Below are 20257 nucleotides of genomic sequence, written 5' to 3'. Positions count from 1 at the left end.
TTTTGATCCGGGCGGATGTGTTTTGCGTGACGAAAGAAGAGAGCATAGGCGTGCGGGCGGTGTTGCTGTGTTTTGCATTGGGCGTCGCGTGGTTGCAGCAACAGGCCGCGTTGCCGGGTGTCGGCGGGTGGGCGGCATGTATCGCGATTCTTTGCGTGGCAGCGGGCGTCGGCTTGATCCGGCGCGGGCGAGGGCGCATTGTGGCTTTCGCGATTGCAGCCGCTGCAATCGGCTTCGCCTATGCCGCCCTGCGCGCCGAAGTGCGATTGCAGCAGCGCTTGCCGGTCGAGTTCGAGCAGCGCGATATCGAACTGACCGGCTTCGTGCGCGGTCTGCCTGAGCCGCAAGCGGAAGGCACGCGCTTTCTCTTCGAAGTCGAGTCGAACGGCGCGGGCTTGCGCGATTTTCCGCGCATCGTGAGGCTGCTTTCGGTGCCCGCAGCGCTGCCTGCGGTCGTGGCGGGTCAACGCTGGACGCTTACGGCGCGGCTCAAGCGCGCGCATGCCAACGCAAACTTCTCGTTGCGCGATGGCGAAGTGAGTTTGCTCGAACGCGGCATTCGCGCGACCGGCTCGGTGTCCGCCAGCCGGCCTGCGCGACGCGTTCGCGGCGATGCGATCGGACCGTGGCTCACTATCGACCGTTGGCGCGCGCGCATCCGGCAGCGCATCGAGTCCGTGCTCGCGAATGCGCCGCATCACGGGATCGTCGTCGCGCTGGCCGTGGGCGCGCAGGATTCCGTGAGCGATGCCGACTGGGCGATTCTGCGGGCGACTGGCACGAGCCATCTCGTTGCAATCTCGGGCCTGCATATCGGCTTCGTCGCGGGGCTTGCGGCGTTCATCTGTGGCTTTATCTGGAAGCGCATCCGCTTGCGTGGCGTGCCTGCGCCGCTCGTCGTCGCGGCGCCGAAAGTGGCGGCGCTCGGCGCGGCGTCGTTCGCGGCGTTCTATGCCGCGCTCGCGGGCTTCAACGTGCCCGCGCAGCGCACCTTGTGGACGCTCGCCGTCTTCGCCGTCGCGTTCGTCGGCGGGCGGCGGCCGGCGGCGTCGCTCGTGCTCGCGTGGGCGCTCGCGTTCGTGTTGATCGCGGACCCGTGGGCGGTGACATCGCCTGGATTCTGGCTCTCGTTCGTCGCGGTGGCGGCGATTCTGCATGCCATCGCGGCGTATGGCAGGCAAGCCGAGAAAGCGCCGCCCGATGACACCGACGACTGGCTCGCGGGCATGGAGGCGCGTGATCCGCCGCTTCCGGATGAAGTCGCGTCGGGCCAGGCCGTCGCCGATGCGCCGTCGCGCAGGCCCTCGTGGTTGCTCGCACTCGCGTACTGTCGCGCCGCTGTGAGGGTGCGTGATCCGGTGACTCCCCACAAAGGCGCATCGAGCCAAGCGGTCGCCGATGCGCGGCCGCGCAGGCGCTCGTGGTCGCTGGCGCTCGCGTACTGCCGCGCCTCCGTGAAGGTGCGTGATCCGGTGACTCCCGACAAAGGCGCATTGAGCCAAGCCGTCGCTGATGCGCTGCCGCGCAACCGCTCGTGGTCGCTGACAAGCGCGTGCCGCCGCGCCGCCATTAAGCTGCGGCAGCACATGGCATCGAGCGCACGCGTCCAATACGCGGTCACGCTGTCACTCGCGCCGTTGACCGCCTACTGGTTCTCGCAGATACCGCTCGTCGGCCCGCTCTCCAACGCGTTCGCGATTCCGTGGATCAGCTTCGTCGTGACGCCCGCGACGCTTGCCGCGCTGATCCTTCCCGCACCGCTCGACGTACCGATGCTTCATCTGGCGCACGGCGCACTATGCATCCTCTTCGACGCGCTCGAACGTTTAGCCGACGCAGGCCCCGCATGGTCGCTGTGGCGCTTGCCGCAGCCCGGCATGTTCGCGCTGGCCGCGTCGCTCGCGGGCGCGGCGTGGGCGCTTGCGCCGCGCGGCTGGCCGCTGCGCTTCGCCGTGCCGCTCACGTGGCTGCCGCTTGTCGTTCCAGCGACGAACGGCGTAGCAGACGGCGCGTTTCGCGTGACCGCGCTCGACATCGGACAAGGCTCGGCGCTCGTCGTCGAGACAGCGCGACACACGCTGCTCTTCGACGCCGGCCCCGGCCCCGAGTCGACGCACGCGGGCGAGCGCATCGTCGCGCCGTATCTGCTTGCAACGGGCGTGCGTTCGCTGGATGCGCTCGTCGTCAGCCATTCCGATTCGGACCACGCCGGCGGCGCGCCCGCGGTGCTGCAAGCCGTCGCGGTGCGGCAACTGCTCGCGTCGCTGCCTGCGAGCCATCCGCTGTGGTCCGATGCCGGCAAGCGCGGCGGCGATACGCTGCGTTGCGTCGCCGGCCAGCACTGGATATGGGACCGCGTGGACTTCCGCGTGCTGTGGCCCGACCCCGGGCCGCTCACCGGCACGCCAAATCACCAGGCTTGCGTGCTCAAGGTGACGAACGCGGCGGGGCGGGCCGCGCTTTTCACCGCCGATATCGAAGCGGACGTCGAGCGCACGCTGCTCGCGCGCGATCCTGCCGCGCTGCGCGCCGACGTGCTGATTGTGCCGCATCACGGCAGCCGCACCTCGTCGACCGAGCCTTTCCTCGATTCGGTCGGGCCGCTCGCCGCGGTATTTCAGGTAGGCTATCGCAACCGCTTTCACCATCCGAATCCCACGGTGTACGCGCGCTACCGGCTGCGCGACATCGCGCTCACGCGCAGCGACGAGGACGGCGCGGCGCGCATCGACATGGGTGAGGAGATCGTGCTCGATCGCTACCGGGAAACGCACGCGCGTTACTGGATCGGGCGCTGAAAACAATACGACAAGAACGAGGAGCCGCTTGAAGGACATCATCCATTTCTCGCACGCGAACGGCTTTCCGGCGTCCACTTACCGCACCGTGTTCGCCGAACTCGCGGACGACTATGAGATCCGCAGCATCGAACGATACGGCCACGACCCGCGCTTTCCGGTCACGCAGGACTGGCCGCATCTCGTCGATCAACTGATCGACGACATGAGCCGCTACCGGCAGGACAAGCATCCGAAGGTGTGGCTTGTCGGGCATTCGCTCGGCGGCTATCTTTCGCTGATGGCGGCGCAGAAGCGCCCGCAGTGGGTGAAGGGCGTGGTGATGCTGGATTCGCCGATCATCGCGGGATGGCGCAGCGGCCTGCTGCGCGCGACGCAATGGACCGGACTCGACGAACGCCTCTCGCCCGCGGCCGCGACGAAAAAGCGCCGCACGCACTGGGCGAGCCGCGACGAAGCGTGGCGGCATTTCCGCGCGAAGCCGGCGTTCGCGCGCTGGGACGAGCGCATGCTGGCCGATTACATCGACTTCGGCATTCCGCAGACGCAGGCCGACGGCACGCGCGCGCTCGCCTTCGACCGGCAGGTCGAATACCTGATCTATCGCACGCTGCCGCACACGCTCGGCGCGCGCTTCGCGCACGGCGCGCCGGTGCCGGTCGGCTTCGTCGCGGGCACGCATTCCACCGAAGTGCGGCACGTCGGACTGTGCATGACGCGGCGCGTCGCGGGCGGGCACTTCGAATGGATCGAAGGCAGCCATCTCTTCCCAATGGAGCGGCCCATCGAGACGGCGCGCGCCATTAGGCGACTGCTTCACGCCATGAGTTGATCGCCTTCAAAAGGGCGCGGTCGCGCGTCGAACGCGGATGGAAATGGTGCGGGTAAATAGCGCCGAAAAACGGATCGACTCGAGGCGTTCGGGCGCGCCGGCCGCTGGGTCGCGGACGGCCTTTACGGTATAATCCGTTTTTCCCGCGAGCATCTAGCGATGACCAAATATGTATTCGTCACCGGCGGCGTAGTTTCTTCCCTCGGCAAGGGTATTGCCGCCGCCTCCCTCGCCGCGATCCTCGAATCGCGCGGTCTGAAAGTCACCCTCCTCAAGCTCGATCCCTACATCAACGTCGACCCCGGCACGATGTCCCCGTTTCAGCACGGCGAAGTGTTCGTGACGGAAGACGGCGCGGAGACGGACCTCGACCTCGGCCACTACGAGCGCTTCATCAGCACGAAGATGCGCAAGGCCAACAACTTCACCACGGGCCAGATTTACGAATCGGTGATCCGCAAGGAACGCCGCGGCGAGTATCTCGGCAAGACGGTGCAGGTCATTCCGCACATCACCAACGAAATCCAGGCGTTCGTCGAGCGCGGCGCGGCCGCGGCCACGTGCGGCCAGCCGGATGTCGCGATCGTCGAGATCGGCGGCACGGTGGGCGACATCGAATCGCTGCCGTTCCTCGAAGCCGCGCGTCAGATGAGCCTGCGCATGGGCCGCCACAGCGCCTGCTTCGTGCATCTGACGCTCGTGCCGTTCATCGCCACCGCGGGCGAGCTCAAGACGAAGCCCACGCAGCACAGCGTGCAGAAGCTGCGCGAAATCGGTATCTATCCGAACGTGCTGCTGTGCCGCGCGGACCGCCCGATTCCGGACGACGAGCGTCAGAAGATTTCGCTTTTCTCGAACGTGCATGAGGAAGCGGTGATTTCGGTGTGGGACGTGGACAGCATCTACAAGATTCCGCAGATGCTCAACGATCAGGGCCTCGACGAAATCGTCTGCAACGAACTGAAGCTCTCGCCGAAGCCCGCCGACCTGAAGATGTGGTCGGACCTCGTCGAGAAGCTCGAAAATCCGAAGCACGAAGTGACCATCGGCATGGTCGGCAAGTACGTCGAGCTCACCGAGTCGTACAAGTCGCTGATCGAGGCGCTGCGTCACGCCGCCATTCATACGTCGACCAAGGTCAACATCGAATATATCGATTCCGAGCAGATCGAAGCGGAAGGCGCCGATGGCCTGAAGCACCTCGACGCCGTGCTCGTGCCGGGCGGTTTCGGCCGTCGCGGCACCGAAGGCAAGATCAAGGCGATCCGCTATGCGCGTGAATCAAAGACGCCATATCTCGGCATCTGCCTCGGCATGCAGCTCGCGGTCATCGAGTTCGCGCGCGATGTCGCCGGCCTCGCGGACGCGAACAGCACCGAGTTCGATTCCAGCACCACGAACCCGGTCGTCGCGCTCATCACCGAGTGGTACGACCGCGCGGGACGCATCGAAAAGCGCAGCGAAGAGTCGGATCTGGGCGGCACCATGCGCCTCGGCTCGCAGAAGTGCCCGATCAAGCCCGGCACGATGGCCGAGCGCATCTACGGCACGGATGTGAACGAGCGTCATCGTCACCGTTATGAAGTCAATAACCGTTTCGTGCCCCAGCTCGAAGCGGGCGGTCTTATCATCAGCGCCCGTACGCCGAGCGAGGACCTGCCCGAGATGATGGAGTTGCCGCAGTCGCTGCATCCGTGGTTCGTCGGCGTGCAGTTCCACCCCGAGTTCACCTCGACGCCGCGCGACGGGCATCCGCTCTTCAAGGCGTTCGTCGAAGCGGCGCGCGCGCACAGCATCGCGGCGGGCGGCGAGAAGGTTGCGCCGGTCGCGGCAACCGCGGGAGCACAGGCATGAAGCTCTGTCACTTCGAAGCGGGACTCGACCAGCCGTTCTTCCTGATCGCGGGCACGTGCGTCGTCGAATCCGAGCGTATGACGATCGACGTCGCAGGCCGGCTGAAGGAAATCTGCGCGAAGCTCGGCGTGCCGTTCATCTACAAGTCGTCTTACGACAAGGCGAACCGCAGTTCGGGCAAGTCGTTTCGCGGCCTCGGCATGGACGAAGGCTTGCGCATTCTCGGCGAAGTGAAGAAGCAGCTCGGCGTGCCCGTTCTCACGGACGTGCACGCCGAACATGAGATCGAAGCGGTCGCGTCGGTCGTGGACGTGTTGCAGACGCCCGCGTTCCTGTGCCGTCAGACCGACTTCATCCACGCGTGCGCGCGCTCCGGCAAGCCCGTGAACATCAAGAAGGGCCAGTTCCTCGCGCCGCACGACATGAAGAACGTGATCGACAAGGCGCGCGACGCCGCGCGCGAGGCGGGGCTCTCGGAAGACCGCTTCATGGCCTGCGAGCGCGGCGTGTCGTTCGGCTATAACAATCTGGTGTCGGACATGCGGTCGCTCGCAATCATGCGCGAGACCAACGCGCCGGTCGTGTTCGACGCCACGCACTCGGTGCAGTTGCCGGGCGGGCAGGGCACGAGCTCGGGCGGCCAGCGCGAGTTCGTGCCGGTGCTGGCGCGCGCGGCCGTCGCCACGGGCGTCGCCGGGCTGTTCATGGAGACGCATCCTGATCCGGCGTGCGCGAAGTCGGACGGTCCGAACGCGGTGCCGCTCGCGCGCATGGAATCGCTGCTGACCACGCTGATCGCGCTCGATCGTGCGGTGAAGAGCGGACCGTTTCTCGAAAACGACTTCAACTAAGGCCCGCGCGCAGGCTTGTCGGGCTGCGTCACAGGGCGAACGAGCGCCGCAGTGAACCGGCCGCGCGCCGGAAGGTCTGAGCCAGGCCAACGAAGCGAGGCCAGCGCAGCGAAGGCTGGCCGCTTCGATCGTGACTGACAGAATTCATCGTCAATTTGAGGAAACCATGAGTGCTATCGTAGATATCATCGGCCGCGAGATTCTCGATTCGCGAGGCAATCCGACCGTCGAATGCGACGTGTTGCTCGAATCGGGCACGATGGGCCGGGCCGCAGTGCCGTCGGGCGCATCCACGGGTTCGCGCGAGGCCATCGAACTTCGCGACGGCGAAGCCGGCCGCTACGGCGGAAAGGGCGTGCTGAAGGCAGTCGAACACATCAACACCGAGATCTCCGAAGCCATCATGGGCCTCGACGCCTCGGAACAGGCTTTCCTCGACAAGACGCTGCTTGAACTCGACGGCACCGAGAACAAGTCGCGCCTCGGCGCCAACGCGCTGCTCGCCGTGTCGATGGCCGTGGCCAAGGCTGCCGCCGAAGAAGCCGGCTTGCCGCTGTACCGCTACTTCGGCGGCTCGGGCGCCATGCAGCTGCCCGTGCCGATGATGAACATCGTCAACGGCGGCGCGCACGCGAACAATAGCCTGGACATTCAGGAATTCATGATCGTCCCGGTCAGCCAGCCGACGTTCCGCGAAGCGTTGCGTTGCGGCGCGGAAGTGTTCCATGCGCTGAAGAAAATTTTGTCGGATCGCGGCATGAGCACGGCAGTGGGCGACGAAGGCGGCTTCGCGCCGAACTTCGGCAGCAACGACGAGTGCCTGTCGACCATTCTGCAAGCCATCGAGAAAGCCGGCTACCGCGCGGGCGAAGACGTGCTGCTCGCGCTTGACTGCGCGGCGAGCGAGTTCTACCACGACGGCAAGTACCAGCTCGCGGGCGAAGGCCTGCAACTGTCGTCGGGCGAATTCACCGACTATCTGGCAACGCTCGCGGACAAGTTCCCGATCGTCTCCATCGAAGACGGCATGCACGAAAGCGACTGGGACGGCTGGAAGACGCTGACCGATCGCCTCGGCAAGAAGGTGCAGCTCGTCGGCGACGATCTTTTCGTCACCAACACGCGCATCCTGAAGGATGGCATCGAGCGGGGCATCGGGAACTCGATTCTCATCAAGATCAACCAGATCGGCACGCTGACGGAAACCTTCGCGGCTATCGAAATGGCCAAGCGCGCGGGTTACACGGCGGTCATCTCGCACCGCTCGGGCGAGACGGAAGATTCGACCATCGCGGATATCGCGGTCGGTCTGAACGCCGGCCAGATCAAGACCGGTTCGCTGTCGCGCAGCGACCGCATCTCGAAGTACAACCAGCTGCTGCGTATCGAAGAAGACCTCGGCGATATCGCAAGCTATCCCGGCAAGTCGGCGTTTTATAACTTGCGCTAAAAGTCCTCGCTAAAGCTTTTGCCGCTTTAGTCGATAAGGACGTTGATCTTATCTTCTGCCCGCCGCCCCGGCCTCGTGTCGAACGAGACCGAAGGGCGGCGCTTATTTCGGCTACGTGAATGCGGCTTGTAACTGTCGTTCTGGTCTTGTTGCTGGCGGTGATCCAGTACCCGCTCTGGTGGGGGCACGGCGGCTGGCTGCGCGTGCATGAATTGCAGCAGCAACTTGCGCAGCAGACGGACAAGAACACGAACCTGAAGCTGCGCAACGAACGTGTGCAAGGCGAAGTGCAGGACCTGCAAAGCGGCACCGCCGCCGTGGAAGAGCGGGCGCGCTACGAAATGGGCATGGTGAAGGACAGCGAGGTGTTCGTGCAGTTCGTCGCGCCCAATTCGACTGCGCCTGTGAATTCGGCGAACGTGCCGGGCATGAACGGCTCGACGCGCGGGCAGGTATCCGCCGCGCCGTTGCGCGTGGTGCCGAATCCGGTGTCGCGTTCGAAGCAGGAGTTGCGCGATCTGGACCGCAAGGCGCGCAAGGACAAGGCCGCCGAAACGAAGAAAAAACAGGGCGCGGGCGGGTGACCTAAGGCACTCAGCGGGCAAATAAAAATGGCGCAGTCTTGATCGACTGCGCCATTTTTTTCGGCTCGCGCGAGCGGCTTACCACCACGTCCCGATGCCGACGCCCGTGCCCCAGTAAGGACCGCCCCAGCCGCCGCTCGAATACCCGCCGTACACGCTGATGGGCGGCGTGTAGTAGCCGGACATCATCTTCGCGTTGTTGCCGGCAGTCGCGGCTTGCTGCGATTCGTTCAGCGCCTGCCGGTCGATCTCGTTGTAACGCTGCATGTGCTCTTCGGGCGTGAGCGTCTGCTGCGCCGTCGTCGGCGTGCTCGGCAGACGGCTGTAGATGGGCGACGGGCCCGGCGGGTCCATCATGCAGCCGGTAACGAGCAGCGCGGCGGCCACGCACGACGAGAGTCTCAACAATTGCGATGCGGTTCTCATTTGCGACCTCCAGCCGGTCGGACAACTAATCAAGCGTCAATCATAGCGCGCGGTGCGTGCTCCGAAACCCGCTCGCCGCGCGTTTCCTCCGGCCGGCCGGCGTGCGTCCGGCGCGCGCAGAAGCCCGCCGGACAAGGCATCGAAGCGATCAGTGCCGCTGACCCGATGCCGGACTCACGCCCTGCGACAGCTCTTTTGCGACAAAAAGTTGCGCAACGTCCACCGGATCGAACTCATAGCGTTGATTGCAGAACTCGCAGTGCACCTCGATGCTGCCGCGTTCCTCGATCACGCTGTCCACCTCTTCGCGGCCGAGCATCTTCAGCATGCCGCCGACCTTCTCCCGCGAACACGTGCATTGGAAGCGCGCCGGCGCGGGCTCGAAGTGCTGCACGTTTTCCTGCCAGAAAAGCCGCCGGAACACCGTTTCCGGGTCTTCCTTCAACAATTCCTCGTTCGACAGCGTGCTGCCGAGATGACAGACGCGCTGCCACGTGTCGGCGTCGTGCTCGCCCGGATGCGGGACGATGCCGCCATCGCCGGGCAGCTTCTGCAGCAGCATGCCGACGGCGCGGTCCGTATTCGCGGCGAGCCACAGGCGCGTGTCGAGCTGCTCGGAATGATGCATGTACTGTTCCAGCACCTCGGCCATCGACGCGAGCGGTCCGTGCTCGCCGGACAACGGCACGATGCCCTGGTACGGCTGCTGGCCGGGCTTCTTGTCGGACGGATCGAGCGTGATGACGCAGCGGCCGTGACCGTTGCGGTTGAGCAGTTCAGCGAGCGGCATGTCGTCGCGAAGCGTGCTTTCCGCGCCTTCCGCGAGCTTGGCCGTCGCGCGCAGCGTCAGGCTCGAACTGCACTGCACGACCAGCATCTTCACCGGACCGTCGCCGTAGATCTGCATGATGAGCGTGCCGTCGAACTTGAGGTTCGCGGAGAGCAGGGCGCACGCGGCCATCATCTCGCCGAGCACGTTGCGCACGGCCGTCGGGTACGCGCGGCGCGCGAGCACTTCCTGCCACGTATTGCGCAGGGAAACGATCTCGCCGCGCACGGGCGCCGCGTTGAACATGAATTTCTGCAACTGGTCGTTCACAACTCTTCCTTGGGTGTTGAGGCGGAACGTGCCGCTCTGCGTCTCGCGCAGTGCCGCCGTTCAGCCGATGCGCACGAGCTGCGCCTTATAGTATTCGCGCCGGTCGGCGTAACTCGCCGTGGCCGCGCGCATGCGGGCGATATCCGCCTCGCCGATTTCGCGCACCGCCTTCGCGGGCGCGCCGAGAATCAGCGTGTTGTCGGGAAAAACCTTGCCTTCGGTGACGATCGCGCCCGCGCCAACCAGACAGTTGCGGCCGATCACCGCGCCATTCAAGACCACGGCCTGAATCCCGATCAGCGAGCCTTCGCCGATGGTGCAGCCGTGCAGCATCGCCTGATGGCCGACCGTGACGTTCGCCGCAATCGTCAGCGGAAAGCCGGGGTCGGCGTGCAGCACCGCGCCTTCCTGCACGTTGCTGCCGCGCCCGACGACGATCGGCTCGTTATCGCCGCGCAGCGCCGCGCCGAACCACACGCTCGCGTTTTCTTCGAGCGTGACGCGGCCGATGATGGTCGCGGTATCCGCGAGAAACACGCTTTCGTGAATGGTGGGGGCGTCGTCGCCGAGTTTGTAGATCGCCACGGTGTCTCCTCTGGCTTGCGTCTTCGATGATGGATGCCGGCCGCGCGGCGCTAGAATGCGCGTTTTTGCGCGTCTCTGCGCGTACGGGCGCTATAGTTGCGCGGTGTTTTGCCCTGCCGCATCATCATTTTAGCCGGTTGCGGCATTTCGCCTCCGGGCCTTTCTCTTCCTGTTAGCCGCTGTCATGCCGAATTTCCCCCCGCCCGCCGATTTTCCGTGCGACACCTTCTGCGCGCGTCGCGCGGCGCTCGCGATCCTGCGCGAACGCGAGCCGGTCGCGAAGGCGGAACGGGCTCGTTCTCTTTACGAGAGCGTGCGATCCGGCGCGTTGCCAGTCGATCCGGCGCTTGCGCTTGTCGATCCCGGCGATCTGCCGGGACGCCCGGCGCGGCCGGAACTCGTCGAGCCGTCGTCGCTCAAGCGCCGCGGCATGCAGTCGGAAGCCGGGCGCGCGGTGCTGCTTCACGCGCTCGCGCACATCGAATTCAACGCGATCAACCTCGCGCTCGACGCCGTGTGGCGCTTTCCGTCCATGCCCGCCGATTTCTACGTCGACTGGCTCAAGGTCGCCGCCGAAGAAGCGCATCACTTCTCGCTGCTGCGCGCGCGTCTCGCCGAATTCGGACACGCTTACGGCGACTTCCCCGCGCACGACGGACTCTGGGAAATGGCCGAGCGCACGCGCGGCGACGTGCTCGCGCGCATGGCGCTCGTGCCGCGCACGCTGGAGGCGCGCGGCCTCGACGCGTCGCCACCCATCCGCAAGCGGCTCGCGCAGGCGGGCGATCACGCGTCGGCAGCCATTCTCGACGTGATCCTGCGCGACGAGATCGGCCATGTGCTGATCGGCAACCGCTGGTTCCGCTTTCTCTGCGACAACGCGGCGCTCGATCCGCACGTTACCTACGAACGGCTCGCCGAGCAATATCACGCGCCCAGGCTGCGCGGCCCGTTCAACTTCGAAGCGCGCCGCGACGCCGGTTTCGACGAGGCCGAACTCCGCGCGCTGGCGGGACTCGACGCATCGGCGTAGCCGCTATACTGAACGGTCATCCTTTTTCACGAATTTCCCGAGGCGGACCATGAAAGAATCGCGCTCCGAGTTCGTCGATGCGCGCGGCGTGCGCCTGCACGTGCGCCGCTGGGGTTCGCCCGACGCGCCCATGCTGTTCATGCTGCACGGCTGGATGGACGTCGCGGCGTCGTTCCAGTTCGTGGTCGACGCGCTCGCGGGCGACTGGCAAGTGCTCGCGCCGGATGCGCGCGGCTTCGGCCTGTCGGACTGGCCGGTCGCGCAAAAGGGCGGCGGGCACTACTACTTTCCCGACTATCTCGCCGACCTCGACGCGCTTCTCGACCATTACGCGCCCGCGGGGCAGGTCGATCTGGTCGGCCACAGCATGGGCGCGAACGTCGCGCTGCTCTACGCGGGCGCGCGGCCGGCGCGCGTGCGGCGCGTGGTGGATCTCGAAGGCTTCGGACTGCCCGCGACGCGTCCCTCGCAGGCGGCGGGCGCGCTCACGCGATGGCTCGACGATCTGCGCGCGCCGCCGCCGCTGCGCCCCTATGCGAGCCTCGACGAAGTGGCCGACCGGCTGATCCGCACGAATCCGCGTCTTGCCCGGTCGCGGGCGCGTTTTCTCGCGCAGCACTGGTCGCGGCAGGAGGCGGACGGCGCGTTTCATCTGCTCGCGGACCCGGCACACAAGCTGCGTAGCCCAGTGCTGTATCGCCTCGACGAGGTGATGGCCGTCTGGTCGCGCGTGCAGGCGAAAGTGCTGCACGTGGAGGCGGAAGGGTCGCCGACGCTCGAGAGCTTCGCGGGCTCGATGCCCATCGCCGAGTTCAAGACGCGCTTCGCCGCGTTTCCCGACTGGCGCGAGGAGGTCGTCGGCGATGCGGGGCACATGATCCATCACGACCAGCCCGAGCGCATCGCCGCGCTGATCGAGTCGTTCTGCGCGTGACGGCCGGGCCTTGGCTGGCCGCGGCGCGGTCATCGGGGTAAGCGTTGTTCCATGCCGTTCAAGTAAAATGACATTCCATGAAGCCGACCATTAACGCCGATCTGCATTGCCACTCCACCGTCTCCGACGGCCAGCTTTCGCCCGCCGAAGTGGCGGCGCGCGCGCATGCGGGCGGCGTTCAGGTGTGGTCGCTGACCGACCACGATCAACTGGGCGGACAGCGCGAGGCGCGCGCGGCGGCCGAGGCGCTCGGCATGCGCTATCTGCCGGGCGTCGAGATTTCGGTGACGTGGGCGTCGCGGACGGTGCATGTGGTCGGCATGAACGTCGATCCGGAGAATCAGGCGCTCGTCAACGGCCTCGCTTCGACGCGCAACGGACGCGCCGCGCGGGGCGTGGCCATCGGCGAGGCGCTCGCGGCCGTTGGCATTCCGAACGCGTACGAAGGCGCGCTGCGCTATACCGACGACCCCGACATGATCTCGCGCACGCATTTCGCGCGCTTTCTCGTCGACGAAGGCTACGCAGAGACGACTTCCGACGTGTTCGCGCGCTATCTCGGCGACGGCAAGCCGGGCTTCGTCGGCCATCGCTGGGCGAAGCTCGCGGATGCGATGCAGTGGATTCGCGACGCAGGCGGCGAGCCGATCATCGCGCATCCGGGCCGCTACGACTACACGCCGGTCCAGTTCGCCGCGCTTTTCGACGAGTTCATCGAGTTGGGCGGCAAGGCCATCGAAGTCGTGACCGGCAGTCATACGCCCGACCAGTACCGCGAGTACGCTGATGTCGCGCGCCGTTACGGCTTCGAGGCGTCGCGCGGTTCGGACTTTCACGGGCCGGGGGAAGGGCGCGTCGATCTGGGCCGGCTTCCGCCGCTGCCCGAGGACCTCACGCCCGTCTGGGCGCGCTGGCTGTAACACCTCGGCGCGTGCCTTGCGCGCACGCGCACGGTCCTTGCCTCACGGCATCCATCGCACGCACGGTTTGGCCGAAGCGTCGCGCTCGCGCACTCACGCGCGAGGCCGACGCGTCCACGGGCAAGAACGACACAACAAGGCGTCCCCATGTCCCAATTCTTTCGCATTCATCCGGATAATCCGCAGCCGCGTCTGATCAATCAGGCGGTGCAGATCGTCAAGGACGGCGGCATCGTCGCGCTGCCGACCGATTCGAGCTACGCGCTCGCCTGCCATCTGGACGACAAGACCGCCGTCGAGCGGCTGCGGCGCATTCGCGGCATCGACGACAAGCAACTGCTGTCGCTGCTCGTGCGCGATCTGTCCGAGCTCGCCAACTTCGCGATGGTCGACAACCGGCAGTATCGGCTGATCAAATCGGTCACGCCGGGACCGTACGTGTTCGTGCTGCAGGCGACGAAGGAAGTGCCGCGCAGGCTGTCGCATCCGTCGCGCAAGACCATCGGGCTGCGCGTGCCGGATCACGAGATCACGCTCGCGCTGCTCGGCGCGCTCGGCGAGCCGCTGCTCGCCTCCACCCTGATCCTGCCGGGCGAGACCGAGCCGCTCAACGACGCCGAGGAAATCCGCGAGCGGCTGGAAAAGCAGATCGAACTTGTGATCGATGCGGGCGCGTGCCCGGCCGAGCCGTCCACGGTGATCGACCTGACGGGCGGCGAGCCGGTGCTGGTGCGCGCGGGCCGGGGCAGTCTGGAGCCGTTCGGCCTGACGGCGTGAGCGCGGCGTTCCGCCTGCGCCTTCGCAACGCAAGAACCGCCGCGCGCAAGCCGCGCCGCGCCTGCCGACGCCTGCCCGCTTGATACAATAGCGCCCTATGGATCCTTCCCTGATACAAACCATCGCGGTCTACGCGCTCCCGGTGATCTTCGCGATCACGCTGCACGAGGCCGCGCATGGCTACGCCGCGCGCCTGCTCGGCGACAACACGGCTTATGTGCTCGGCCGCGTTTCCATGAATCCGATGCGCCACATCGATCCGATTGGCACCATCGTCATTCCCATCGTGCTGTATTTCGTGACGAGCGGGGCGTTCATGTTCGGCTACGCGAAGCCGGTTCCGGTCGCGTTCGGCAATCTGCGCAATCCCCGCTGGGGCGGCCTGTGGGTCGCGGCGGCGGGTCCGGGCAGCAACTTCGTGCAGGCGCTCCTGTGGGGCGTGCTCGCGGTGCTGCTCGCCGCCTTTCATGTCGATGAACCGTTCTTCACGCGCATGGCGGCAGCAGGCGTCGGCGTGAATCTGGTGTTCGGCGTGCTCAATCTCTTTCCGCTGCTGCCGCTCGACGGCGGGCGCATTCTGTCGGCGCTGTTGCCGGTGCGCGCGTCGCTTGCCTTTCAGAAAATCGAGCCGTACGGTTTCTGGATCGTGATGGCGCTCATCATGACCAACGCGCTGACGCGCTTCTGGCTCGGCCCGCTCGTGAACGTAGGCTATGCGGCGGTGTCGGCCATTCTGAATCCCTTCGCTTCACTCTTTCCCTAAGATCATGTTCCCTGACCGTATCTTCTCCGGCATGCGGCCCACCGGGTCGCTGCACCTCGGCCACTATCACGGCGTGCTGAAAAACTGGGTGCGGCTGCAGTCCGAGTATCCGTGCTTCTTCGCGGTCGTGGACTGGCACGCGCTCACCACGCACTACGAGACGCCCGAGGTCATCGAGAAAAACGTCTGGGAAGTGCTGATCGACTGGCTCGCATCGGGCATCGATCCGGCGCAGGCCACGCTCTTCATCCAGAGCCGCGTGCCTGAACACGCGGAATTGTCGCTCCTGCTCGGCATGGGCACGCCGCTCGGCTGGCTCGAACGCGTGCCGACCTACAAGGAGCAGATCGAGAAGCTGAAGGAGAAGGACCTGTCCACGTACGGCTTTCTCGGCTATCCGGTGCTGATGGCGGCGGACATTCTGCTGTATCGCGCGTCGCTGGTGCCGGTCGGCGAAGATCAGGTGCCGCACGTCGAAATGACGCGCGAGATCGCGCGCCGCTTCAATTATCTCTACGGCAAGGAGCCGGACTTCGAAGAGAAGGCGCTGGAAGCGGCGAAGAAGCTCGGCGGCAAGCGCGCGAAGCTGTATCACGAACTGCGCGTCGCGTATCAGCAGGAAGGCGACGACGAGGCGCTCGAACAAGCTCGCGCGATGCTGCAGGAATCGCAGAGCCTGTCGATGAGCGACCGCGAACGCCTGTTCGGCTATCTCGAAGGCGCGCGCAAGCTGATTCTCGTCGAGCCGCAGGTGCTCTTAACGGAAGCCTCGCGCATGCCGGGCCTCGACGGGCAGAAGATGTCGAAGTCGTACGGCAACACCATCGGCCTGCGCGAAGACGCCGAGACCATCACGAAGAAAGTGCGCACGATGCCGACCGACCCGGCGCGCGTGCGCCGCACCGATCCGGGCGATCCGGACAAGTGCCCGGTGTGGCAACTGCATCAGGTCTACACCGACGAAGAGACGCACAAGTGGGTGCAGCAGGGCTGCCGCAGCGCGGGCATCGGTTGCCTCGACTGCAAGCAGCCGGTGATCGAAGGCATCCTGCGCGAGCAGCAGCCAATGCTCGAACGCGCGCAAAAGTACATGGACGATCCGTCGCTTCTGCGCGCGATCGTCGCCGATGGCTGCGACAAGGCGCGCAAGTTCGCGACGGAGACCATGCGCGACGTGCGCGAAGCCATGGGCCTGTCGTACAACTGATGGAAGCCGGCACGCCGAAGGGCTGGGTCACGCGCTGGGCGCATCTCGTTGCGCCCGGCGCCCACGTGCTCGATGTCGCGTCGGGCAGCGGACGCCACGCGCGCTGGTTCGCCGGGCGCGGTCACGCGGTGCTCGCGCTCGATCGCGACGTCGAGGCGCTTGCGTCGCTCTCTGCTTGTGAAGGCGTCACGACGCTCGCCGCCGATCTCGAAGGCGCGCCGTGGCCGCTTTCGGCCGATCGCCGGTTCGGCGCGGTCGTCGTCACGAACTATCTGCACCGGCCGCTCTTCGGTCATCTGATCGACGCGCTCGCGCCTGGCGGCGTGCTCATCTACGAGACGTTCGCGGCGGGCAACGAGCGCATCGGCAAGCCATCGAATCCCGCGTTTCTGCTCGCGCCCGGCGAATTGCTCGACGCGGTGCGCGGCCAGCTTCGCGTGATCGCGTACGAAGATGGTTACGTCGAACGTCCGCGTGCTGCCTGTGTGCAGCGAATCTGCGCTGTCCGCGAGTCACAGGCAACGAATAGCGTGCCGTCCGGCGCCGAAAAACCGCTCACGGTTGGTAACACGTCTCCGGGTTCGCCTCGTTACGATTTGGCGGGCTAATCCGCTACAATCGCGTAATATCGCTCTTTGCGATTAAATTCACGATTAAATTCATAGAGTTTCATGACTAACGGATCTAACGGCGGAATGAACGGCGGATCAAACGGCGGAACCAGCGGCGGAACCGGCGGCGGCCTCCGGATTCGCGGCAGCATCCCTGCCATCGTCACACCGATGCACGAGGACGGTAGTCTCGATCTGCCGGCGTTTCGTAAGCTGATCGACTGGCATGTCGAGCAGGGCTCGAACGGGCTCGTCGTCGTGGGAACGAGCGGCGAGTCGGCCACGTTGTCGGTCGAAGAGCACGTTCTGATGGTGCAGACGGCAGTCGAGCACGCAGCCAAGCGGTTCCCGATTATCGCGGGCGCAGGCGGCAATTCGACGGCTGAAGCCATCGAACTCTCGAAGCAGGCGAAGAAAGTCGGGGCGGATGCCACGCTGCAAGTCGTGCCGTACTACAACAAGCCGACGCAAGAGGGCATGTATCGGCACTTTCGCGCGATCGCGGAAGCCGTCGATCTTCCGGTGATTCTCTATAACGTGCCGGGCCGCACCGTTGCCGACATGAGCAACGAGACGATCCTGCGCCTGGCCGAAGTGCCGGGCATCATCGGCGTGAAGGAAGCGACCGGCAACATCGATCGCGCGGCGCATCTCATCAAGCACGCGCCGGCCGATTTCGCCATTTTCAGCGGCGACGATCCCACGGCCATCGCGCTGATGCTGCTCGGCGGCCACGGCAATATCTCGGTGACGGCGAACGTCGCGCCGAAGCAGATGAGCGAGCTGTGCCGCGCCGCGCTCGCAGGTGACGCGATGACCGCGCGCCGCATTCATCTGAGCCTCCTGGAACTGCACAAGCAACTGTTCTGCGAATCCAACCCGATTCCGGCGAAATGGGCGCTGCAAGCGCTCGGCCGCATGGAAGGCGGCATCCGCCTGCCGCTTACGCCGCTCGACGCGCGCTTTCACGACATCGTGCGTGGCGCGCTGCAAAGCGCCGGGCTGCTCGCTTGACCGAAGCGCGGCGGCGCACTCGCGATATCGACGACACATCGAATTCGACGGCGCCGCTGCATGTGATCGAAGCGATCGCGACCCGTCATCAACCGCCGCTCATCGGCCTCGCCTGCCCGCGTTCGCACGCGCGACCGACGTGAGGCCATGCGTAAGAGCACGTCATCTGCAGCAAAGAAGGACCTCATGAAACACTCCACTCTTCTTACCCAAGCCAAACGCCTGAGCGTGCTGTCGCTTGGCGCCGGCGTCATCTTCTCGCTGGCGGGTTGCGACACGCTGAACGACTGGCTCGCGCCTGATCGCGTGAACTACAAGGCCGCTGAAACCGCGCCGTCGCTCAACGTGCCGTCCGATCTGAGCACGGCCGACATCAGCCAGCGTTACGCCGCGCCGCCGCCGATCAACACGCTCGGCGGCACCGCGCAGCGCAACGCGACGCCCGCAGGCAACCTGACGCTCGGCGTGCCGAATGCGCAGGACCCCTACGGCATGCACGTCGAGAGCGACGGCGACCGCCGCTGGCTCGTCGTGGATGGCCGTTCGCCGGATCAGGTCTGGCCGCAGTTGCAGGAGTTCTGGACCGAAAACGGCTTCACGCTGAAGACCGACTCGGCGCAGACCGGCATCATGGCAACCGACTGGGCCGAGAATCGCGCGAATATTCCGAATGACTGGTTCCGCAACAGCGTCGGCAAGCTGCTCGACTTCGCGTATTCGTCGGGCACGCGCGACATGTTCCGCACGCAAGTGGATCGCGCGTCGGACGGCTCGACCGATATCTCGGTCACGCATAGCGCGATGGAAGAAGTGCTGACGGGTCAGGACAAGACGTCGTCGCGCTGGGAAACGCGTCCGCGCAATCCGGCGCTCGAAGCTGCGTTCCTCGCGAAGATGATGCAGAAGTTCGGCCTGACCGAAGATCAATCGAAGCAGCTGATCGCGCAGGCGCGTCCCGCCGGCGCAAAGGTGGCCGTCGAGCAGACGGCGGGCACCTCGACGCTGGATCTCGCGGAGCCGTTCGACCGCGCATGGCTGCGCGTCGGCCTCGCGCTGGATCGCACGAACTTCACGGTCGACAATCGCGACCGCGAGAAGGGCATCTACTACGTGCACTATTCGGATTCGATGGCGGAGCTGAAGAAGGAAGGTCTCCTCGGCAAGCTGTTCTCCAGCAATTCGCCGAAGCCCACGCGTCAGTTTCTCGTGAACGTTCGTCCGAAGGCGGATGCGCTCACGCAGGTCGCCGTCGTCGATGCGAACGGCCAGCCGGACAACTCGTCCGATGCACAGCGCATCGTGTCGCTGCTCCACGCGCAACTCAACTAAGCCCGGGCGCAAAGCGATTGTGAGATTCGCCAGTCTGGGTAGCGGCAGTGAGGGCAACGCGTTGCTCGTCGAGTCGACGAGCGGCACGACCACCACGCGCGTGCTGCTCGATTGCGGTTTTTCCGCGAAGGAAGTCGAGCGCCGGCTCGCGCGGCTCGGGTGTACTGCGGCGCAACTCGATGCCATCGTCATCACGCACGAGCACACGGACCATATCGGCAGCGCGCTGACGCTGGCGCGCAAGTGGTCCATTCCGCTGTATATGAGCTGGGGCACCGCGCGGGCGGTCGGCGCAGACGAAGCGAAGGTCGACCTGCGCGTGCTGTGGGGCGACGAGAGCGTCGCCATCGGCGATGTCAGCCTGCTGCCGTACACCGTGCCGCACGACGCGCGCGAGCCGCTGCAGTATGTCTTTTCGGATGGCGCGAGCCGTCTCGGTGTCCTGACTGATGTCGGCGTGGCGACGCCGCATATCACAAGCGTTCTAAGCGGTTGCGACGCCCTCGTGCTCGAATCCAACCATGATCTCGCGATGCTTGCCGCAAGCCGCTATCCGGCGTCGCTTAAGGCGCGCATCGGCGGGACGCATGGACACCTGAATAACGATGCCGCCGCCGCGATTCTCGCATCGCTCGATCGTTCCAAGATGCGGCATCTGGTGGCCGCGCATCTGAGTCAGCAAAACAATCTGCCGCATCTCGCGCAGGCCGCGCTCGCGGCGGTGCTCGGCGCGTCGGCGGAGGATGTCGTGGTGGCATCGCAAGCGGATGGCTTCGACTGGTTGACGCTATAGGCAGCGAACCCGCGAGCACAAACAAAAAAACCGGCGCGAGCCGGTTTTTTTGTATGGGCCGCATCAAGCGGCCCTGCCAGGCGTCATGCGCTGGCGTAAAGCCTGATGGCCTTACTGGCTTGCGCCCGAAGCCGGAGCAGCCGACGAAGCAGCAGCGTCCGAAGCAGCGCCAGCTGCCGAAGCTGCGTCGCTTGCAGCGGCCGATGCGCTCGATGCAGCAGCGTTTGCGTCCGAAGCGGCAGCAGCCGGAGCCGAAGCAGCCGACGAATCGCTTGCAGCGCTCGGAGCAGCCGTATCGCTAGACTTGTTGCATGCAGCCAGGGCAACAGCAGCCAACAGGGATGCTACGAGGAGGGATTTCTTCATGATCACGTCCTTTTATGGTTAAAGGTAAGCA

20 protein-coding genes are annotated in these 20257 nt (G+C 65.6%); 16 read left to right on the top strand and 4 right to left on the bottom strand.

What is annotated here, in order from left to right; genetic code table 11:
• Positions 1 to 26: 26 nt before the first annotated feature.
• The 6 genes from NCR37_RS08560 to ftsB all read left to right on the top strand — a co-directional run bounded on the left by NCR37_RS08560 (position 27) and on the right by ftsB (position 8369).
• Complete coding sequence (locus tag NCR37_RS08560; RefSeq protein ID WP_250472622.1) at positions 27 to 2798, top strand: ComEC/Rec2 family competence protein; 2772 nt, start codon at positions 27 to 29, stop codon at positions 2796 to 2798.
• A gap of 28 nt (positions 2799 to 2826) precedes the next feature.
• Positions 2827 to 3630: an alpha/beta fold hydrolase gene (locus tag NCR37_RS08555; protein ID WP_250472621.1), complete on the top strand. Its 804-nt coding sequence runs from the start codon at positions 2827 to 2829 to the stop codon at positions 3628 to 3630.
• 159 nt (positions 3631 to 3789) lie between these two features.
• A complete protein-coding gene (pyrG, locus tag NCR37_RS08550) occupies positions 3790 to 5484 on the top strand; it encodes a CTP synthase (RefSeq protein WP_250472620.1) in 1695 nt (564 codons plus the stop codon).
• Positions 5481 to 6335 carry a 3-deoxy-8-phosphooctulonate synthase gene (kdsA, locus tag NCR37_RS08545; RefSeq protein WP_250472619.1) on the top strand — a complete coding sequence of 285 codons (855 nt, stop codon included), beginning with the start codon at positions 5481 to 5483 and terminating at the stop codon, positions 6333 to 6335. Before pyrG ends, kdsA begins: the two co-directional genes overlap by 4 nt.
• Positions 6336 to 6501: 166 nt before the next feature.
• Positions 6502 to 7785 (top strand): phosphopyruvate hydratase, encoded by a 1284-nt coding sequence (eno, locus tag NCR37_RS08540; protein ID WP_250472618.1) that lies wholly within the window; start codon positions 6502 to 6504, stop codon positions 7783 to 7785.
• 119 nt (positions 7786 to 7904) lie between these two features.
• Positions 7905 to 8369: a cell division protein FtsB gene (gene ftsB / locus NCR37_RS08535; RefSeq protein ID WP_250472617.1), complete on the top strand. Its 465-nt coding sequence runs from the start codon at positions 7905 to 7907 to the stop codon at positions 8367 to 8369.
• A 78-nt stretch (positions 8370 to 8447) separates the two neighbouring features.
• On the opposite strand, the gene NCR37_RS08530 is transcribed toward ftsB, so the two are convergent.
• The 3 genes from NCR37_RS08530 to NCR37_RS08520 form a co-directional block, all read right to left on the bottom strand.
• A complete protein-coding gene (locus NCR37_RS08530) occupies positions 8448 to 8795 on the bottom strand; it encodes a hypothetical protein (RefSeq protein WP_250472616.1) in 348 nt (115 codons plus the stop codon).
• A 148-nt stretch (positions 8796 to 8943) separates the two neighbouring features.
• A complete protein-coding gene (hslO, locus tag NCR37_RS08525; protein ID WP_250472615.1) occupies positions 8944 to 9894 on the bottom strand; it encodes an Hsp33 family molecular chaperone HslO in 951 nt (316 codons plus the stop codon).
• A 60-nt stretch (positions 9895 to 9954) separates the two neighbouring features.
• Positions 9955 to 10479, bottom strand: coding sequence for a gamma carbonic anhydrase family protein (locus NCR37_RS08520; RefSeq protein ID WP_248320096.1), 525 nt, complete (start codon positions 10477 to 10479; stop codon positions 9955 to 9957).
• Positions 10480 to 10663: 184 nt separating this feature from the next.
• Between NCR37_RS08520 and NCR37_RS08515 the strand changes: the two genes are divergently transcribed.
• The 10 genes from NCR37_RS08515 (at position 10664) to NCR37_RS08470 (ending at position 19860) form a co-directional block, all read left to right on the top strand.
• On the top strand, positions 10664 to 11512 hold the full coding sequence (locus tag NCR37_RS08515; protein ID WP_250472614.1) for a ferritin-like domain-containing protein: 849 nt from the start codon (positions 10664 to 10666) through the stop codon (positions 11510 to 11512).
• 49 nt (positions 11513 to 11561) lie between these two features.
• Complete coding sequence (locus NCR37_RS08510) at positions 11562 to 12446, top strand: alpha/beta fold hydrolase (protein WP_250472613.1); 885 nt, start codon at positions 11562 to 11564, stop codon at positions 12444 to 12446.
• 89 nt (positions 12447 to 12535) lie between these two features.
• Positions 12536 to 13366, top strand: a complete 831-nt coding sequence (locus NCR37_RS08505; RefSeq protein WP_206468250.1) for a 3',5'-nucleoside bisphosphate phosphatase — start codon at positions 12536 to 12538, stop codon at positions 13364 to 13366.
• 147 nt (positions 13367 to 13513) lie between these two features.
• Positions 13514 to 14143, top strand: coding sequence for an L-threonylcarbamoyladenylate synthase (locus NCR37_RS08500; protein WP_250472612.1), 630 nt, complete (start codon positions 13514 to 13516; stop codon positions 14141 to 14143).
• Between the two features lie 97 nt (positions 14144 to 14240).
• The gene (locus NCR37_RS08495; protein ID WP_159836517.1) at positions 14241 to 14906 is read left to right on the top strand and encodes a site-2 protease family protein; all 666 of its coding nucleotides are present in this window, start codon (positions 14241 to 14243) and stop codon (positions 14904 to 14906) included.
• A 4-nt stretch (positions 14907 to 14910) separates the two neighbouring features.
• A complete protein-coding gene (locus NCR37_RS08490) occupies positions 14911 to 16113 on the top strand; it encodes a tryptophan--tRNA ligase (protein WP_175944195.1) in 1203 nt (400 codons plus the stop codon).
• Positions 16113 to 16721 (top strand): class I SAM-dependent methyltransferase, encoded by a 609-nt coding sequence (locus NCR37_RS08485; protein ID WP_250472611.1) that lies wholly within the window; start codon positions 16113 to 16115, stop codon positions 16719 to 16721. The genes NCR37_RS08490 and NCR37_RS08485 overlap by 1 nt, the downstream gene beginning before the upstream one ends.
• 87 nt (positions 16722 to 16808) lie before the next feature.
• The gene (gene dapA / locus NCR37_RS08480; RefSeq protein ID WP_502800504.1) at positions 16809 to 17738 is read left to right on the top strand and encodes a 4-hydroxy-tetrahydrodipicolinate synthase; all 930 of its coding nucleotides are present in this window, start codon (positions 16809 to 16811) and stop codon (positions 17736 to 17738) included.
• Positions 17739 to 17924: 186 nt separating this feature from the next.
• A complete protein-coding gene (gene bamC, locus NCR37_RS08475) occupies positions 17925 to 19067 on the top strand; it encodes an NlpB/DapX family lipoprotein (protein WP_250472609.1) in 1143 nt (380 codons plus the stop codon).
• Positions 19068 to 19086: 19 nt separating this feature from the next.
• A complete protein-coding gene (locus tag NCR37_RS08470; RefSeq protein WP_250472608.1) occupies positions 19087 to 19860 on the top strand; it encodes an MBL fold metallo-hydrolase in 774 nt (257 codons plus the stop codon).
• A 111-nt stretch (positions 19861 to 19971) separates the two neighbouring features.
• Here NCR37_RS08470 and NCR37_RS08465 read toward each other — a convergent pair whose 3' ends face one another.
• Positions 19972 to 20226, bottom strand: a complete 255-nt coding sequence (locus NCR37_RS08465; protein ID WP_236572749.1) for a hypothetical protein — start codon at positions 20224 to 20226, stop codon at positions 19972 to 19974.
• Between the last annotated feature and the right edge of the window lie 31 nt (positions 20227 to 20257).

This window comes from Caballeronia sp. GAFFF1 (genome assembly GCF_023630705.1).
Classification (GTDB): Bacteria; Pseudomonadota; Gammaproteobacteria; order Burkholderiales; family Burkholderiaceae; genus Caballeronia.
Note: the sequence above shows the minus strand (reverse complement) of the source record. Positions and strands in the feature narration are given on the sequence as shown.

Excerpts from the sequence above, each read along its gene's own strand:
- pyrG (WP_250472620.1), top strand. The coding sequence starts at position 3,790 with ATGACCAAATATGTATTCGTCACCGGCGGCGTAGTTTCTTCCCTCGGC.
- kdsA (WP_250472619.1), top strand. The coding sequence starts at position 5,481 with ATGAAGCTCTGTCACTTCGAAGCGGGACTCGACCAGCCGTTCTTCCTG.
- eno (WP_250472618.1), top strand. The coding sequence starts at position 6,502 with ATGAGTGCTATCGTAGATATCATCGGCCGCGAGATTCTCGATTCGCGA.
- ftsB (WP_250472617.1), top strand. The coding sequence starts at position 7,905 with ATGCGGCTTGTAACTGTCGTTCTGGTCTTGTTGCTGGCGGTGATCCAG.
- NCR37_RS08530 (WP_250472616.1), bottom strand. The coding sequence starts at position 8,795 with ATGAGAACCGCATCGCAATTGTTGAGACTCTCGTCGTGCGTGGCCGCC.
- NCR37_RS08515 (WP_250472614.1), top strand. The coding sequence starts at position 10,664 with ATGCCGAATTTCCCCCCGCCCGCCGATTTTCCGTGCGACACCTTCTGC.
- NCR37_RS08510 (WP_250472613.1), top strand. The coding sequence starts at position 11,562 with ATGAAAGAATCGCGCTCCGAGTTCGTCGATGCGCGCGGCGTGCGCCTG.
- NCR37_RS08500 (WP_250472612.1), top strand. The coding sequence starts at position 13,514 with ATGTCCCAATTCTTTCGCATTCATCCGGATAATCCGCAGCCGCGTCTG.
- NCR37_RS08495 (WP_159836517.1), top strand. The coding sequence starts at position 14,241 with ATGGATCCTTCCCTGATACAAACCATCGCGGTCTACGCGCTCCCGGTG.
- NCR37_RS08490 (WP_175944195.1), top strand. The coding sequence starts at position 14,911 with ATGTTCCCTGACCGTATCTTCTCCGGCATGCGGCCCACCGGGTCGCTG.
- NCR37_RS08485 (WP_250472611.1), top strand. The coding sequence starts at position 16,113 with ATGGAAGCCGGCACGCCGAAGGGCTGGGTCACGCGCTGGGCGCATCTC.
- dapA (WP_502800504.1), top strand. The coding sequence starts at position 16,809 with ATGAACGGCGGATCAAACGGCGGAACCAGCGGCGGAACCGGCGGCGGC.
- bamC (WP_250472609.1), top strand. The coding sequence starts at position 17,925 with ATGAAACACTCCACTCTTCTTACCCAAGCCAAACGCCTGAGCGTGCTG.
- NCR37_RS08465 (WP_236572749.1), bottom strand. The coding sequence starts at position 20,226 with ATGAAGAAATCCCTCCTCGTAGCATCCCTGTTGGCTGCTGTTGCCCTG.